Below are 17,157 nucleotides of genomic sequence, written 5' to 3'. Positions count from 1 at the left end.
TTGCTTCGTTATGAAATTCATCTGACACTTTAACTTCGGGATCAGTCTAACATCCATCTGAGGCTTTAAACCATTACGATTCCTCGTTCTAAACGCTCATTAATTTTTTCCAATAATTCAGGGAGCTCTTTCATCGTTCGAATCGTATAATGCGCACCTGTTTCTTTAAATATTCTTGCTGTTTTTTCAATAGCAAATTGCTGCTCTTCTTCAGATAAAGCCATATACTCTTCTTCAGAAAACCCCATTTCAGAGCTTCCAACAATAACACCAACAGCCCATACACCTGCATTTAGAGCTTCTTGAATATCTAAAGTTGTATCACCAATCTTCACCACTTGCTTTGTCGCTTTAATACCCAATTCTTCCATATTTTTAAAAATCATATATGGGTAAGGGCGTCCTTTATCTCCTAATTGAGTAGGCGTTACTAAAAAATCAGGTGCATATCCTTTAGCCGCCGCATCTGGGGTCACTACCTCCATCATCGAGTCTGTATATCCCGTCGTAGAACCGATACGAATACCCTCTTCTTTTAATTGTTGTATCGTTTCTGTCACATACTGAATCGGATCCGTGTAAGTCGCTAAAGATTCCATTAACTTTGATTCAAACTGCATATATAAAGCGTGGACATCCTCTTCCGTAAAATCTCGTCCATACTTTTCGTTCCATGCCTCACGAATTCTTGGCATTTCAAGCATTGTACGAATATGATCTATTTTCAGCATGCCCATCGGTTTACGTGCTTCCTCTAGCGTAACCTTGATTCCCGCATCTTCAAAAACTGTAAGAAAAACATTTACAGGAGCAAAGCAGCCAAAATCAACAGTTGTACCTGCCCAATCTAAAATAATCGCTTCAATTTTCATTTTTTTATCACCACCATATAATTTTCGATAACCTTACACAATGTCTTCATATCATCTTCATGAATGTCTCCAATATTGCCAATTCGGAATGTATCCACATCTGTTAATTTCCCCGGATAAATGACAAATCCTGCTTTTTTCATCGCACTATAGAAATGATCGAAGGAGAACCCTTCATAAGGGTATAAAAACGTCGTAATAATAGGTGATTGTAGCCCCTCTGAAATATAAGCGTTAAAACCAAGACCTTGCAATTGAGTACGAAGTATACGATTATTATTCGCATATCGTTCGTAACGAGCACGTATTCCACCTTCTTCCACAAGTTCCTCTAATGCCTTCGCAAAAGCTGCCACTACATGTGTAGGGGATGTAAAACGCCATTTTCCATCGAGTTTCATCACTTCCCACTGATTATATAAATCTAATGCAACACTTCTAGCTTGCCCTTTACACTTTTCTAATTCCTCAATCTTTGCGATAACAAACCCAAACCCAGGTACCCCTTGGATACATTTATTAGCACTGCTAATTAAATAATCAATCCTTAATGCTTTTAAATCCATTGGTACGCCACCGAAGCTACTCATCGCATCAACGATAAACGTTTTACCCAACCCTTTTACAACGCTTCCTATTTCATGAATAGGATTTAAAATGCCTGTTGTCGTCTCACAATGTACAATAGCAACATGTGTTATTGTTGCATCATTTTCCAACAGCGCTTTCACTTCGAGTGGTGACGGCGGCTCATTATAAGGAACACTATAGACAGCGTGTTGTAGTTTAAGCACTTTTGCCATTTCAACAATGCGTTCACCGTAAGCACCATTTGTGATAATAAGGACTTTATCTTCCTCTCCAACAGCAGTTGTTAACACTGATTCCACAACAAAACTACCACTTCCCTGCATAAGAACAGTTGCATAATCAGTTTCTGTCACGTGCGCTAACTCTAAAAGCTGCTTACGTATTGTTTGTGTGACACTTTTATAATCATCATCCCAAGTGCAACGATCTTTTAACATCTCTTGTTTTACTGTAGCAGTTGTCGTTAAAGGTCCTGGCGTTAACAATTTATAGTTGTTCATAAAAATTAATATCTCCTTATTTTTGCGCTTCTTTAAAGAAAGCTTGATGTTTTTCTAATAGATCTACCGTTAATGTCGTATCCCACTTCTTCAAATATTTAGGTACATGCTCATCATTTACTTGCTCACCTTCATAAAGAGCTACAGGATATTGCTTCAATAAATCAGGGCGGGCTTCCGTTGCGATTACTTTAGCTATTTTACGCGCTAACGCTTCATCCCCCTCTTTATCTACTACAGCCACTGATTCTGTTAAAGTAAAGTTACCTTCTATTGGATCGATATAATCAATCGGTAGCCCTTCTTTTTTAGCATTGATAGCCTGAATACGTAGACCAAACCCAACAGCCACTTCGCCCGTTTTTACTTTTTTAATAGGCCCAGAGCCCGAGCTTTCGATATGCGGTCCAGCATTTTTGATTAAATCAGCTAATATTTGTTTGCCCTCTTTTTCTCCATACTCATTAATAATGGCTTGCACTAACAACCAAGCTGTTGACGAGTCATGAATATTAGGAAACGACAATAAATCTTTATAGGCGGGGTTTGTTAAATCCTTTATAGATGTTGGAACTGGCAAATCTTTTTGTTTTAATAAATCCGTATTAATAAAAATCGAGCCGATATTCCCTAAAATCGGTAATGCAAATGTAGAACCATCATCTAAAGGCTTTAAATCAGAAGATAAATCTACAAACATAGACTCAGACTTTTGCGCACTTTCTATAAAATAAGAAGCTGTTGTTACGACATCCGCCTCAATTTCTTTACCCTCCGCCATTATTTTCCCACCCAGTTCAGACGTTCCGAATGATTGGATTAAATATTTACCTTTATACCCCTTGTTATCTAATGTTGCTTCCATGACGTCAATCGCTTCATCATCCGCATTTGAATAAATAATAACTTGATCATTTGAACCCGCTTCCGCTCCTCCACACGCTGCCAAAACAATTGCTGAGCTAACTGTACCTAACATCATTACTGTTGATTTTTTCATCTTTATGCTCCTTTGTTTTTTCTTTAGGTATTGCTATATAGTCACAACCTAATTTCACAATGAGGTTTGTACATAAAATAAAAATTGAAAGAACAAAAATGTCTGTATACTTCGCGAAATGTTGAAGTTCTTTTATACGTGTCGATACAAGCACCGTTTTCGTGCTAACAAGGAAAATTACCCCGCTAACAGTCACCATGGCGTTTAAAAAATAATAGCTAAACATTTGATAAATCGTAGGTCTAATATTCGGTAAAATAACGCGAATAACCGTTTTCAACCACGAATCTTTTAATAGCTCTGCTGTTACTTCCCATGTCGGATCCATTTTTTGCAATGAATTTTTCGCCATTAAATATGGTGTTGTAAAGAAGTGAACGACATTACACGCAATAACAATGAGGAATGTCCCTTTTAAGGAACTCCCATTAAAGAAAAACAAGTAAGAAAGACCAAGTACCATGCCTGGCACAGTATTCGTAATCATTGAAGCAAAATCTATGCTTTTCCTTCCTTTAAGCGGTGTTCTTACATTTAATAGAGCGGACACAAACGTTACAGCCACACCTAAAACAGCTGTCAAAACAGCCACTATTAGCGAGTTCATATAGACTTGCTTCAAGCCCTGTTCAGCTAGTACGTTTTTCACATGCTCAAATGTAAAGCTGAAATCATATGGATAACCTTTCGTAAAAGGTACTATAAATATTGTTGAAAACATGATTAATACCGCACCTACACAAACAAACGAGAAAACAGTAAACATTACATCACGGAAACGATGGACAACGAGGTCACTTTTAGTAACTTGCTTATAATGAAAATTAAATCGTTCCAAAATCGTTAACATAACAACTCCAAGCACTGCAGGTACTAACATTAAAATCGAAATCACTGCACCTCTCTCGAAATGTACAATGGAACCAAGCATTGCTTGATATAGCTCAGTAGCAATAACTTTGTAGCTACCACCAACTGACGCTGGTATCCCGAAATCTGTAAAACTTAACACAAACGATAGTATGAATGCCCCACCAATAGCCCCTAGCATCGGACGAAATACTGTATGATAAAATCTTCGGTATGGACGGTCATGCATCAGCATGGAAACTAGCAGAAACCTTTTATCAATATATTGCATAGAATTTTGCATTAATATAAAGGCAACGGGCAATGTATACAGCACATAACCAATTAATAAACCGTTAAATCCATAGACCGTAAACAAGGGCTGACCAAGTATCTTCGTAATAACCCCTTGATTGCCAAAGGTATAAATCAATACAAAACCATATGTTATGGTTGGTAATAGCATTGGTAATGTAATACCCACTTGGACAAGCTTTTTCGTAAAGCGATGCATCGTTGTAAAATGAACAGCATAGGCCAATAAAAAAGCCAAAATGGTCGTGATTAAAGCTGCTATTAAGGAGACTTGAAAACTATTGAAAAACGCATCACGAATCTCCACATTTTGCAATGTTTCCACATAATTTTGAATGGTGATGGCCTTCCCCTTTTTTAAAGATTGCCAAAACATATACAGTAACGGAACAATTAAAAAGAATACAAAAAAGAAAATAATCGGAAGAAAAATCAGTTTCATTATTTTATTTGCTTTAAGCATACAATTCTCCAAATAGCTGATAAATGTTATGACGTTTTATATGAAGCTGTCTTAATATAAATTCTTCAACAAATTGGTTTTCTGGTGTATTTACTATTTCTTGTGGCGTTCCAAATTGCGAAACAGTTCCCTCATTAATAATTAGCACTTTATCTGATAGTGTGAGAGCTTCCTCTGGATCGTGCGTGACAATGATTGTCGTTAAATTAAATTGGCGAGCAATGGATTGAATACGTTCTTTAATCGATTCCTTTATCACGCCATCAAGCGCACTTAACGGTTCATCCAACAATAAAATTTTAGGCTGCATTACAAGTGTTCTAGCTATAGAGACACGCTGTTTTTGCCCGCCTGATAACTCATGAATCTTTTTATGTAAATGTGGGGTCAGTTCTAAAAAGTCTATATATTCCTGAACCTCTTTTTTTGACATTCCTTCATTTTTATTTTTCAAACCATAGACGATGTTGTCATAAGCATTTAAATGCGGAAACAACGCAAAGTCCTGAAAAACAATATTAAACCCTCGATCTTGCATAGATTGTTTCGATATATCTTGTCCGTTGTAAAAAAGCTGTCCATCCGTTTGTTGAGTAAGACCTAGAATAATATTGAGTAAAGTTGTTTTTCCACAACCACTCGGTCCTAGTAACGAAACTATTTCACCCGATTGAATGTTTAAGTTTATATTCATCAAAACTTTTTTATTTTTATAGTTTTTCGAAATATCTTTTAGTTCTAACAAATTGGTCACCTCTCTTTAGTTCTTAACCTCAGTATAGGGATAATTTGTAAAGGGAATTGCGGATTTGTGTAAATATTGAGTAAATATAGACCAATTGTTGACAAAGTTACGATCATTTTGATTATCATTTAATAGAGGTGATATGCAATGTATACAATAGAAAGACAACAGCATATTTTGCAATTTGTCCGAAAACATAAGGTAGTAAAATTAGTAACGCTAACAAAAGAGTTTAATGTATCAATGGAAACAATACGTCGTGATATTCATCAGCTTGTGCAAGATAAGAAAATGGAGAAGTTTTATGGCGGTGTTAAATATATTGAACCTGCTGAGGGATTAATGGATAACCGATTTCATGAACAGCTACCAGAGAAGATCGCGATCGCAAAAGCTTGTGCTTCTTTAGTACAAGATGGGGAGTGTATTTTTTTAGATAGTGGAACGACCACATATCAAATGACACCTTTTTTATTAGAAAAAGAAAAGTTAACCGTTATTACAAACTCACTTCCCGTAGCCTTTGATTTAATAGGCTCCAATATTGAAGTGATTATTATCGGCGGTAAAGTTCGTCATTCCGAAAAATCTGTAACGTCTAATGATTTCCTCTTCCGCTTCGATCATTTAAATATTAATAAAGCTTTTATTTGTGCTAGTGGGGTGTCGATTGAAAAAGGAATTTCAGATTTCAATTTAGAAGAGGCTATCACCCGAAAACAAATTATTAATATTTCTCAAACTGTGTATGTAGCAGCTGATTCTTCAAAATTTGACAAAGATGTTGCTATTCAAGTTTGTCCAGCAGATGCGGTAAATACGATTATTACAGATTGTGGACTCTCTAAAGAAACGATTAATCATTTCACGGATAAAGGTGTACAGTTAAAAATAGTAAGTACAAACATAGATACAGAATGAAATTTATGAAATACAAAAGCAACTAGCTGTAGTTAATACCCCCAACTAGTTGCTTCTCTTTAAATCATTAGATGATATTTAATTGGCGCATCATTTTAGCAAGGCCATCCTCATCTACATGCTCTGCAATATGGGTAGCAACAGCCTTTACTCTCTCATGCCCATTCCCCATCGCTACACTTGTCCCAACAGCCTGTAGCATTTCTATATCATTCATACCATCCCCAAAAGCAATGGCATCATTTAGTGTCAGCCCCATTTTATCAAGAACTTTCTCAATACCAGCAGCCTTCGAGCCTCCCTTTGGTAAAATATCACAAGAATAGCGATGCCAGCGTACAAACTGAACGTTAGGAAATGCTTCACGATATAAATGTTCATCTTTTTCTTCCATAAAAATAAGTGTTTGATATACATCGTTCTGCATATAATAAGTTGAGTCTAAATTTGGATACTGGTATTTTAAAGTATTTAAGCTTTCTGCCACCATATCGTTATTTTCAACAGATGCAATCATTTGCTTGTCATCTAAAAATACTACAGGTTCGTTCCGTGCTTCACCAAAGGCAATGATTTTGGCTAACTCGTCTTTTTCAACACCATTTGTATAGACAACCTCACCACGATAAACAACATATTGCCCATTAAATGTCACATACGTATTAATATCCAACTCTTCCAGTAAGTTTTGAATCATAAAAGGCGCACGGCCGGTTGCAATCGCTAGCTCATAGCCATTTCGACGAGCTTCAAAAAGCGCTTCTTTTGCAGAAGCAGGTAATATTTTCTCACTATTATAAAGCGTACCATCTACATCAAAAAATAATATTTTCTTCATCTTATAGTCCCCTTCATTATGTAATATTCTGCAAAGGCCAACGACTTTACAGAGGTATAATTTTTCATTATAATGATCCTAAGGAGTGATGTGCCATGCTGAAGAAACTCAAACGCAAATTGTTGAAGCAACTTCGCGGCATACTCGGAAAAAAATCAATTGCCTAACATTTGCCCTTCATTATTTGGAGGGCTTTTCTTTATTTTAGAGTAACTGCGTGATAATATAAAGGAAATGCATTTATTTGGCTATGTGCAACCACTGTCTCATTGCTTTATTCAATTGCAACTTGTTGTAATTACGTCTGGATTAAAACACTGAGATACAAGAACTTCAAGCGCCTAATTTCGTCATTAGTATACTAGAAATTCGTTGTTTTTTCTTGTAGTACGTGCGTGGTATTAGTCAAAGCTGCAAAAAATTGTACGCAATAAAAGGAGAGCAAACTATGATTTACAAAGTTTATTACCAAGAAAAAGCAAATGAAATTCCAGTTCGCGAAAACACTAAAAGTCTATACCTTGAAGCTGCTTCAGACCGCGAAGTACGTGAAAAGCTAAAAGACCGAAACTACAACATCGAGTTCATTCAACTGCTTGAAGGTAACTATTTAGCTTACGAACAAGCAAGTCCGAACTTCGTCTTGGAGGAAATTTAACAAACATGAAGTTTGTTAAAAATGACCAAGCAGCTGTTTTCGCGCTCGGCGGACTGGGCGAAATCGGCAAAAACACTTACGGCGTTCAATTTCAAGATGAAATCATTTTAATTGATGCCGGCATTAAATTCCCAGAAGACGACTTACTCGGTATTGACTATGTTATTCCGGACTATACGTACTTAGTACGCAACGTCGACAAGATTAAAGGATTATTCATTACCCATGGGCATGAAGACCATATTGGTGGTATTCCCTATTTATTACGTCAAGTAAATGTCCCTGTCTACGGTGGTAAGCTTGCACTTGGCTTACTTCGCAATAAATTAGACGAGCATGGCTTACTACGTACAACAAAGCTTATCGAAATTAAAGAAGAAGATGTTATTAAGTTCAGAAAAACATCTGTTAGCTTCTTTAGAACAACACATAGTATTCCAGATGCTTACGGAATTGTTGTAAAAACACCACCAGGTAACATCGTGCATACAGGTGACTTTAAATTTGATTTTACACCTGTAGGCGAGCCAGCCAACTTAACAAAAATGGCTGAAATCGGACGCGACGGAGTACTATGCTTACTTTCAGATAGTACAAATGCAGAAAAGCCGAATTTCACTATGTCAGAGCGTACAGTCGGAAAAAGTATCGACGAAATTTTCCGTAAGGTTGATAGTCGTATTATTTTTGCAACTTTCGCATCCAACATTCACCGTTTACAGCAAGCAACAGATGCTGCTATAAAATACGGAAGAAAAATTGCTGTCTTCGGACGTTCAATGGACAATGCCATTACTATCGGTCGTGAACTAGGTTATATTAATGCACCAAAGGATACATTTATTGATGCCCAAAGCATTAATCGTCTCCCTGCCAATGAAGTAATGATATTATGTACAGGCTCTCAAGGTGAACCGATGGCGGCCCTTTCTCGTATTGCAAATGGCACACATCGTCAAATCCAAATCCAGCCTGGTGACACAGTTGTCTTCTCTTCTTCGCCAGTACCAGGAAATACGGTAAGTGTAAACAAAATTATCAACTTACTTTTCCGTGCAGGTGCAGAAGTTATTCATGGCGCACTTAATAATATTCATACGTCTGGGCACGGTTCTCAGGAAGAACAAAAACTAATGCTACGCTTAATGAAACCTAAATTCTTTATGCCGATTCACGGTGAATTCCGTATGTTGAAAATGCATACTCATCTAGCAGAAGATTGTGATGTTCCACTTGAAAATACATTCGTTATGGAGAATGGTGACGTGCTAGCATTAAGTGCCAACGAAGCACATGTAGCAGGTCGCATCCCTTCAGGAGACGTTTATATTGATGGCAATGGTATTGGAGATATCGGCAATATCGTCTTACGTGATCGACGCATCCTTTCAGAAGAAGGTTTAGTAATCGTTGTTGTAAGTGTGGATATGGAAAACCAAAAAATCGTTTCTGGCCCAGACATTATTTCACGAGGCTTTGTTTACATGCGCGAGTCAGGTACGATGATTAATGAAGCACAAAAAATGCTAAACCGTCATCTGAATGAAACAATTCAAAGCAAAACTCCTCAATGGACTGAGCTGAAAAATGAAATTACTGACGTATTAGGACCATATTTATTTGAAAAAACAAAACGTCGACCTATGATTTTACCAATTATTATGGAGGTTTAACCTCATTACAAAAACTACGCAAATTTGCGTAGTTTTTTTATTTCCATTTTTCTGAAACCTCTTTGCTATTATTTCGTATATAGTAATAACAACTCAATTTTACTCCCTAGACTATTACATAAGCGCCACTAACACTTCAATTTTTCGTACGACCACTTAATTTCAATAAAATAGGATTGTTCACCCTTTAGAGTGATCAATCCTATTCCATGCCTAAATATTAAAGTATTTAGCAATTACATAAGCAACCCATCTATGGTCTGGCTGCAAGCGTATATTTTCAATCAAACCTTTTAAAATCGGTTTACTATAGGTTGTATTTTCGACTTGAACTTTTAATAATTCTAGAGACTCGCGTTCTATAGACTCTTCAAAGCCATCTAGATGTTGTTCGATTAATTCTAGTAAAGATTCCTGTGAAACTTCTTCATTACAAGGTTTCGCTGTTAATTGAACGAGCTCTTCGGTTATAAATGGAATCGTCGTATGCCGTGCAATAATTTCCGTCTTTTCAGCTAGAGATCTAGCTAATTGATCTAAATCGAGTGGTATATCGGAAAAAATAAAAAGTTCTGAATAACTTTTCATAAATCCTTTAATACAATACATGACATCATATTTTGTCTCGTGGAGTTCATCTTGATATAGCTGCTCCAGCATATAGATAATCGACTTAGACATTTCGACATCATAGGCAATTATTTTCTGAAACAACTCTTTTTTTGAAAGAAGTACTTTCTCATTAAAAAACACACGGGCAGGCGCAGCATGGTTTTTAAATGCTTGAAAAATACTTTTGTAAAACTCAACTAATTTAATATCTTTACTAAGCGAACTTCTGACTACTTGGTCAACATCTGTAATGAATTTTTGCAGATAGTTCTCTACCATGGAAATTATAAGCTCGTCTTTTGTTTTGAAAGATAAATAAAATGCACCTTTTGAAATTCCACATCGCTCTGTAATTTGCTGTACAGATGTAGCTTCAAAGCCTTGTTCTGAGAAAAGCTCCAACGCTTTCTCCATAATAAGTTGCTTTTTTAACATACTTTTAAATCTCTCCTAATGTATTTCGTTGACAAATGACCGATTAGTCATTAGTATAAATAACTGAATCAAGTTAGTCAATAAAGGGTAGGTGTGAAGGTGAAAGGTTTAGTTAATTTCGTATTAAAAAACAAATTGGCAGTGTGGTTATTAACAATTATCATCACTGTCTCTGGTATTTATTCAGGTACAAAAATGAAAATGGAATCCATACCTGATATTTCTATACCATATTTAATTGTAATGGGTGTTTATCCTGGCGCAACACCTGAACAGGTTATGAATGAGCTTTCCATGCCATTTGAAAAGTCAATAGAAAGCTTAGAAGATGTAAAGGCTGTTTACTCAAACTCCTCTTCAAACGTAGCACAAGTTCAAGTTGAATACGACTACGGAATTGATATGGATGAGAAAAAACGCCAATTAGAGTCAGCTTTAGAATCTATCAAATTACCTGAAGGTGCTCAAAAGCCGACAGTTATGGCAATCAGCATGAATATGATGCCTGTTGTCGCTTTATCAGTTAGTAGCTCTAAGGAAGATATTGTTGAATTAACGTCAACAGTAGAAGACATTTTACTTCCTAAAATCGAAAAAATTGATGGCGTTGCTTCAGCAACTATCAACGGCCAGCACATTAATGAAATATCATTTAAATATGATCAAGCGAAAATGGCTGCTCTCGGCTTAACAGAGGATTCTGTCAAGCAAATGATTCAAGCAAGTGATATGTCACTATCACTTGGTTTATATCAATTTACTGTTGGCGAACAGGCCGTATCAGTAGACGGTAAAGTAAAATCTATCGATCAGTTAAAAGACTTATTGATCCCAGTCACACCTTCAGCTACAAATCCTTCACCATTCGTTCGCTTAGGCGATATTGCAACGATTGAAGTAGAAGGTAAAGTACAATCAGTATCACGTACAAATGGCGAAGATGCGATTGCGATTCAAATCGTTAAAGCTCAAGATGCAAATACGGTAAAAGTTGTAAATGCAGTGAAAGATTTAATGAAAGACGAAGAAAAAGCGTTAGACGGCTTAAAAGTGGATATCTCACTTGACCAAGGTAAACCAATTGAAGATTCAGTCTTCACAATGATTGAAAAAGCGGTATTCGGTGGCGCCATTGCCGTATTAATTATTTTACTATTTTTACGTGATTTCAAATCAACAATTATTTCGATTATTTCTATCCCAGTTTCAGTATTCATGGCATTACTACTCTTAAACTGGATGGATATCACATTAAACATTATGACTCTCGGTGCGATTACCGTAGCAATAGGTCGTGTCATCGATGATTCCATTGTAGTTGTAGAGAATATTTATCGACGTATCCATTTAAAAGGAGAAAAACTATCAGGTCGCGCTCTTATTCGTGAAGCGACAATTGAAATGTTCAAACCAATCCTTTCTTCTACATTAGTAACTGTGGCCGTATTCGCCCCACTAATGTTTGTAGGTGGTATGGTTGGTGAACTATTCATCCCGTTTGCGCTAACAATGTCATTTGCGCTAGGTGCTTCATTAATAGTAGCGATTACAATCGTTCCAGCTTTATCTCACTTCCTATTCCGTAAAAAAATATACGGTGAGAAAAAAGAAAGTCAACATAAAGAAGTTGGTAAACTAGCTCTATGGTATAAAGGTGTACTAACAAAAGCATTAAATCATAAAATCATTACATCAGTTTTAGCAATCGTACTGCTTGTCGGTTCTCTTGCTTTAACACCACTTATCGGCTTCAGCTTCATGGGCTCTCAAGAAGAAAAGGTTATGTACTTAACGTACACTCCTGCTACAGGCGAGCTAATGAAAGATACAGAAGCAAACGTTGCAAAAGTAGAAAAAGAATTAATGAAACGCAAAGACGTAGATATTTTGCAAGTTTCTATCAATGACCCTAAACATGTTGATCCTTCGGCAATGATGATGGGCGGCGGCGCTGGTGGTGCCTTAATGTATCTCATCTTCGATCCAGATATGAAGAACTTCCCTGAAGCACGTGAAGAAGTAGAAGACTATGTAACGAACGTCGGTCAATCAGGAGAATGGAAATCTCAAAACTTCTCATCAATGTCGGGATCTTCAAATGAAGTAAGTTACACATTATATAGTGAAAATCTAGATAAGCTTCGTAAAGCCGTGAAACAAGTGGAAGGCGCATTAAAAGAAGTTGATGGATTAGAAGAAATTAAGTCTGATAATGAAGATCCATTTGTTGAGCATACCTTAAAAGTAGATCAAAAGAATGTTTTACAATACGGTTTAACTACTGCTCAAATTGTAATGGCTTTAAATGAAAATACATCGCCTGAAGTTTTAACTAAAGTTCAGTATGATGGTGAAGATATCGATGTTACTGTACAACGTGAAGAAAAAGCTGCAGCTAAATCAATTGATGATGTATTAGCTACTAAAATCCAAACAGCTTTAGGCACAACAATGACAATCGGTGAGTTAGTCACAAAAGAAGAAGGCACTACGTTAAACACATTATCTCGATCAAAAGGTGAATATTTCGCAAAAGTTTCTGGTACGATTATCGGTGACGATATTTCAAAAGCAACTTCAGCTGCAGATAAAGAAATCGATAAATTAGATTTACCTAAAGGCGTAACGAGTGGTGTTGCAGGTGTGGCTGCAGATATGCAAGAAACTTTCACACAACTTGGAATTGCTATGTTAGCCGCAATCGCGATCGTTTACTTCATTCTAGTTGTAACATTCGGTGAAGGTTTAGCACCATTCGCTATTCTGTTCTCACTACCATTCACAGTAATTGGTGCATTTGTCGGCTTGTACGTCACAAATCAAACTATTTCTGTTTCTGTTATGATGGGACTATTAATGCTAATAGGTATCGTTGTAACTAACGCCATCGTATTAGTAGACCGCATTATCCATATGGAACGTGACGGACTTGCTATGCGCGAGGCTATTTTAGAGGCAGGGGCAACTCGTTTACGTCCAATCCTAATGACTGCAATCGCAACAATCGGTGCGATGATTCCAATGGCAATCGGTAATGGTGGCAGTGGTCTAATTTCAAAAGACCTGGCGATTACCGTAATTGGTGGTTTACTATCTTCAACATTATTAACATTAGTAGTTGTACCAATCGTATATGAAATGCTATCTAAAATGTTAAAGAAAAACCGCAAAGACATGGAAGAAAATTAATAAATAAATGTAAAATGGGCTCTCCTTTATAGGGGGCCCTTTTTTCTATACTTTGATGAAGCATTATAATCATTTATACAAGCTTTGCTGGGACGTCCCCTCTCAATCTCTAATAAAAAGCTAAACAGAGATTTACAAATCTTGTTATAATTAAATACACTAAAATACTTTTAAGGGGGGAATTTTTGTGAGCGATAACATTTTTATACAATCACCACCTGTTTTAAAAACAGCAAGATTAACATTAAGACCTATTTCATTCAATGATTTAGAAGCAATGTTTAATTATACGTCCAGCGAAAACGTTGCACGCTATGTTACATGGGATCCTCATAAGAGTTTAGAAGAAACAAAAGTGTTTGTTGAATTAGTTTTAAATGGGTATAAACAAGGAAGTCATCTATTATGGGGCATAGAATATGAGCAGAAATTAATCGGCACTATCGACTTTGTTTCTGTTAATGACCAACATAAATGTGCGGAAATTGGCTACGTTATTTCTGAAGATTATTGGAATAAAGGGATTACGACCGAAGCGGTAAAAAAATTAATAGACTACGGATTTGACGAATTAAAAATGATTCGAATACAAGCGCGCTGTTTTGAGGACAATATCGGTTCCCAAAAAGTAATGGAAAAATCGGGTATGCTTTTTGAAGGTATATTAAGAAAAAGTATGTTTGTTAAAGGACTTCACCAAAATATTAAAATGTATGCTATTACAGATGTTGACTATATTAAATCATAATTTGGATGAAGCCCTGCAAAAATCAGCAGGGCTTATTTAACTTACAACCATTCCTCAATACAATAGACTTTTTTGGCCGTTGCATCTAATCTTACTCGTTTCCCAATTGCAATTGGATGCATCGGATGCGTATGACATATATCAAATTCTGCTAAAATCGGGATATCGATGTTATCTAACTGTTCAAGCAGGACTTCATACGGCTTACGTCCAGTCCCCAAGTCGTCATAACACTCATGCTTACCTAAAATAATGCCACTTATTTTTTCAAATACACCATGCAATTTCAACATCGCAAAATTTTTCTCAACGATAGCTGTATTTTTTGCACAATCTTCAACTAATAAAATATCTCCGTCTTTAATATTTGGAAAATAAGCCGTACCAATAAATCCATACATTGCATTTACATTACCACCAATTAACCTACCTTCTGCAACTCCTTCTCGAACCGTCACCCACTCATTCTTATTTAACTTTTTTTCAACCGTTTTTTCTAGCCAATTGACAGGTTCATCTGACCAATAAGACGGCATCGGAATTTCGTAAGGTAATGATTGCGACTTAAAGAAGTAGTTCTCGAAGAATTGATATGTATCATTAACTAATGGCTCGAACTCACCAAATGAAGGAACTAAAGCTGGACCATAGAAAGTTGTAATTCCTGTTTTTGCGTAAAGTGCAAGTAAAATTGCCGTTGCATCAGAATAACCAACAACGATTTTTGGATTGCTTTGAAAAGCCTCATAGTCGATATATGGCAGCATACTATTCGAATTTGTACCACCGATTGTCGACATGATGATGTGGACGTTTGGATTTCGTAGTAATTCATTTAATTCTTCGGCACGCTCTTTTGGAGTTCCAGAGCGATAACTATCAGATTTACCAGTTAGACTTCCTTCAATTAAGTTTATATTTCTTTGTTCAAGAAAAGCTTTTCCTCGCTTATATCGAGAAAGTGAACTGACGGATGCAGGCGATGATGGAGAAAAAATACCAATATTGATACCGCTTCTGATGCTTATAGGATTCATATAGGAACTCCTCCTTTTTTGTCACAATATTTTTGACATGTAATACTCATCCATATATTCCCCATCAACATATAATGAATGTCTTTTAGTCCCCTCAATTTCAAACCCCATTTTTTTATATAAAGCTATACCGGCCGTGTTATTTGCCATTACTGTTAGTTCCAGGCGATGCATACCCTTTTCTTTTGCCCAATCGTCAAGGTGACTAAATAATGCAGTACCTATTTTTCGTCCTCTATAATCACTATGGATACCTACGACTATATAGGCTCGATGTGAAACTCTAGATGGCGTTTGATTACCTTGAATAATTAAATAACCAACTATAGCTTTTTCAATTTCAGCAATAAATAAAGCTGAATGGCTGTTATTGTTCATATTCTCGATAAATTTAGTAAACTGTTCAGTCTCTAACTTTCGTTCACCTGGCTTGAATAACATAAAATTAGATTCTTCCGCATTTTTTATGACAGCTATGATCTGCTCGGTATCTTCTCGTACAGCCTCTCTTATTAACATCTCGATCGAGCCCCTTTCTAAAATTTAGTGAATTGTATCATCAAGTTTTCCGTGTTCATTTGAACTTCACCACCGATAGGAAACGTAAAAATTGGCTGTGTATGTCCAAAATCAACATCATAGATAACTGGTATTCTTTTTAACTCGGGATGCTTATCTAAAATAAAATGTAACTGCCTCTCTGTCATATTCGAAGCTCTTTGGAAACACCCTATCGCAATACCTTTAATATTACTAGTAGCTTGTAATAATGAGGTGAAATCACGGGCAAATATTTCTGGATTAACTATTTCATCATCCTCTACAAATAAAATACTGTTCGATAAATCAGGCATATACGGTGTCCCTTGAAGTAAATTTAACGTACATAAATTCCCACCAAATAATTGTCCACTAGCTTCACCGTCAGAATACACCTTCCAGCTAGCTGCTTCAAAATGACGATTATGCTGATCTAAATACCAAGCATCATCACTCCAAACGCTTGACGCCTTGATCGTATATGATGTATTAGTCATTAAACATTTTTTGAAATAGGATAGTTGATAGTCTTGCGCCTCTTCCATTTGAAAGCTAGAAAAATGAGGACCAGAATACGTAACAAATCCACATTTTTTTGTAATAGCTGTTGCTAAAGCTGTGATATCACTGAAACCACAAAGGATTTTTGGGTTATTTGCTATCATGTCGTAGTCTAAATAAGGTAATACTTCATTACAGTTAAAACCACCAATAACTGTTAATACAGCTTTTACACCCTCATCACGAAAGGCATCATGAATGTCTGCAACTCGCTGCTCAATTGATGATGAATACTGTAGATCGCATTCAAAAATATGTCGACCAAAAGATACACGAAAGCCTAACTCTTCAAGCTTTTTCTTTGTTTGTTCAGCGCCTTCTACTGTGATAATTGCCGCACTACGACTAGGTGCGATAACACGTATTTCATCACCTACTGTCAATTTATTCGGAATACGCAAACTGCTCCCTCCTCTAATAAGTTTCAAATTTTTTCCTATTAATCTCTCATATTTTTATGACTTTGGAAAAGCTTGAATGAATTAACGCAAGATTTTCTTTCTAATCCGTTCAGCAGGTATCGCAATTATTACCTTTTCATTTTGAAGTGAATTGTATTGAATATATTTTTTATTATCCTCCCCCTTACCATCCTAACGCTCGTTCTTTT

At 36.3% G+C, this 17,157-nt stretch carries 15 protein-coding genes; 5 read left to right on the top strand and 10 right to left on the bottom strand.

Features of this window, described 5'->3' with window-relative positions; translation table 11 throughout:
- Positions 1 to 65 precede the first annotated feature (65 nt).
- Genes phnX through AC3WSO_RS05250 form a run of 5 tightly spaced genes read right to left on the bottom strand, consistent with a single transcriptional unit; the run spans position 66 to position 5,335 of the window.
- Positions 66 to 872, bottom strand: coding sequence for a phosphonoacetaldehyde hydrolase (gene phnX, locus AC3WSO_RS05270; RefSeq protein WP_492529314.1), 807 nt, complete (start codon positions 870 to 872; stop codon positions 66 to 68).
- Complete coding sequence (locus AC3WSO_RS05265) at positions 869 to 1,963, bottom strand: 2-aminoethylphosphonate--pyruvate transaminase (RefSeq protein WP_492529312.1); 1,095 nt, start codon at positions 1,961 to 1,963, stop codon at positions 869 to 871. The genes phnX and AC3WSO_RS05265 overlap by 4 nt, the downstream gene beginning before the upstream one ends.
- 16 nt (positions 1,964 to 1,979) lie before the next feature.
- Complete coding sequence (locus AC3WSO_RS05260) at positions 1,980 to 2,963, bottom strand: extracellular solute-binding protein (protein WP_492529310.1); 984 nt, start codon at positions 2,961 to 2,963, stop codon at positions 1,980 to 1,982.
- Positions 2,926 to 4,590 carry an ABC transporter permease subunit gene (locus AC3WSO_RS05255; RefSeq protein ID WP_492529308.1) on the bottom strand — a complete coding sequence of 555 codons (1,665 nt, stop codon included), beginning with the start codon at positions 4,588 to 4,590 and terminating at the stop codon, positions 2,926 to 2,928. Before AC3WSO_RS05255 ends, AC3WSO_RS05260 begins: the two co-directional genes overlap by 38 nt.
- Positions 4,583 to 5,335, bottom strand: coding sequence for an ABC transporter ATP-binding protein (locus AC3WSO_RS05250; RefSeq protein WP_492529306.1), 753 nt, complete (start codon positions 5,333 to 5,335; stop codon positions 4,583 to 4,585). Before AC3WSO_RS05250 ends, AC3WSO_RS05255 begins: the two co-directional genes overlap by 8 nt.
- Before the next feature lie 147 nt (positions 5,336 to 5,482).
- Between AC3WSO_RS05250 and AC3WSO_RS05245 the strand changes: the two genes are divergently transcribed.
- On the top strand, positions 5,483 to 6,256 hold the full coding sequence (locus AC3WSO_RS05245; RefSeq protein ID WP_492529304.1) for a DeoR/GlpR family DNA-binding transcription regulator: 774 nt from the start codon (positions 5,483 to 5,485) through the stop codon (positions 6,254 to 6,256).
- 67 nt (positions 6,257 to 6,323) lie between these two features.
- Here the strand turns inward: AC3WSO_RS05245 and AC3WSO_RS05240 are convergent, their stop codons facing one another.
- The gene (locus AC3WSO_RS05240; protein WP_492529302.1) at positions 6,324 to 7,094 is read right to left on the bottom strand and encodes a Cof-type HAD-IIB family hydrolase; all 771 of its coding nucleotides are present in this window, start codon (positions 7,092 to 7,094) and stop codon (positions 6,324 to 6,326) included.
- 448 nt (positions 7,095 to 7,542) lie between these two features.
- Between AC3WSO_RS05240 and AC3WSO_RS05235 the strand changes: the two genes are divergently transcribed.
- On the top strand, positions 7,543 to 7,752 hold the full coding sequence (locus tag AC3WSO_RS05235) for a DNA-dependent RNA polymerase subunit epsilon (RefSeq protein ID WP_079559694.1): 210 nt from the start codon (positions 7,543 to 7,545) through the stop codon (positions 7,750 to 7,752).
- A gap of 5 nt (positions 7,753 to 7,757) precedes the next feature.
- Positions 7,758 to 9,425 (top strand): ribonuclease J1, encoded by a 1,668-nt coding sequence (gene rnjA, locus AC3WSO_RS05230; RefSeq protein WP_349658985.1) that lies wholly within the window; start codon positions 7,758 to 7,760, stop codon positions 9,423 to 9,425.
- Positions 9,426 to 9,638: 213 nt separating this feature from the next.
- On the opposite strand, the gene AC3WSO_RS05225 is transcribed toward rnjA, so the two are convergent.
- Complete coding sequence (locus AC3WSO_RS05225) at positions 9,639 to 10,472, bottom strand: TetR/AcrR family transcriptional regulator (protein ID WP_492529300.1); 834 nt, start codon at positions 10,470 to 10,472, stop codon at positions 9,639 to 9,641.
- Positions 10,473 to 10,571: 99 nt separating this feature from the next.
- Here AC3WSO_RS05225 and AC3WSO_RS05220 point away from each other — a divergent pair, with 99 nt between their 5' ends.
- On the top strand, positions 10,572 to 13,661 hold the full coding sequence (locus tag AC3WSO_RS05220) for an efflux RND transporter permease subunit (protein WP_492529298.1): 3,090 nt from the start codon (positions 10,572 to 10,574) through the stop codon (positions 13,659 to 13,661).
- A 187-nt stretch (positions 13,662 to 13,848) separates the two neighbouring features.
- Positions 13,849 to 14,409: a GNAT family N-acetyltransferase gene (locus tag AC3WSO_RS05215; protein WP_492529296.1), complete on the top strand. Its 561-nt coding sequence runs from the start codon at positions 13,849 to 13,851 to the stop codon at positions 14,407 to 14,409.
- 41 nt (positions 14,410 to 14,450) lie between these two features.
- On the opposite strand, the gene AC3WSO_RS05210 is transcribed toward AC3WSO_RS05215, so the two are convergent.
- Genes AC3WSO_RS05210 through AC3WSO_RS05200 form a run of 3 tightly spaced genes read right to left on the bottom strand, consistent with a single transcriptional unit; the run spans position 14,451 to position 16,948 of the window.
- The gene (locus AC3WSO_RS05210; protein ID WP_492529294.1) at positions 14,451 to 15,446 is read right to left on the bottom strand and encodes a S66 family peptidase; all 996 of its coding nucleotides are present in this window, start codon (positions 15,444 to 15,446) and stop codon (positions 14,451 to 14,453) included.
- A 21-nt stretch (positions 15,447 to 15,467) separates the two neighbouring features.
- A complete protein-coding gene (locus AC3WSO_RS05205) occupies positions 15,468 to 15,965 on the bottom strand; it encodes a GNAT family N-acetyltransferase (RefSeq protein WP_492529292.1) in 498 nt (165 codons plus the stop codon).
- A gap of 17 nt (positions 15,966 to 15,982) precedes the next feature.
- Complete coding sequence (locus tag AC3WSO_RS05200) at positions 15,983 to 16,948, bottom strand: S66 family peptidase (RefSeq protein WP_492529290.1); 966 nt, start codon at positions 16,946 to 16,948, stop codon at positions 15,983 to 15,985.
- Positions 16,949 to 17,157 lie beyond the last annotated feature (209 nt).

This window comes from Lysinibacillus sp. EB106-09-02-XG168 (assembly GCF_058791475.1).
Note: the sequence above shows the minus strand (reverse complement) of the source record. Positions and strands in the feature narration are given on the sequence as shown.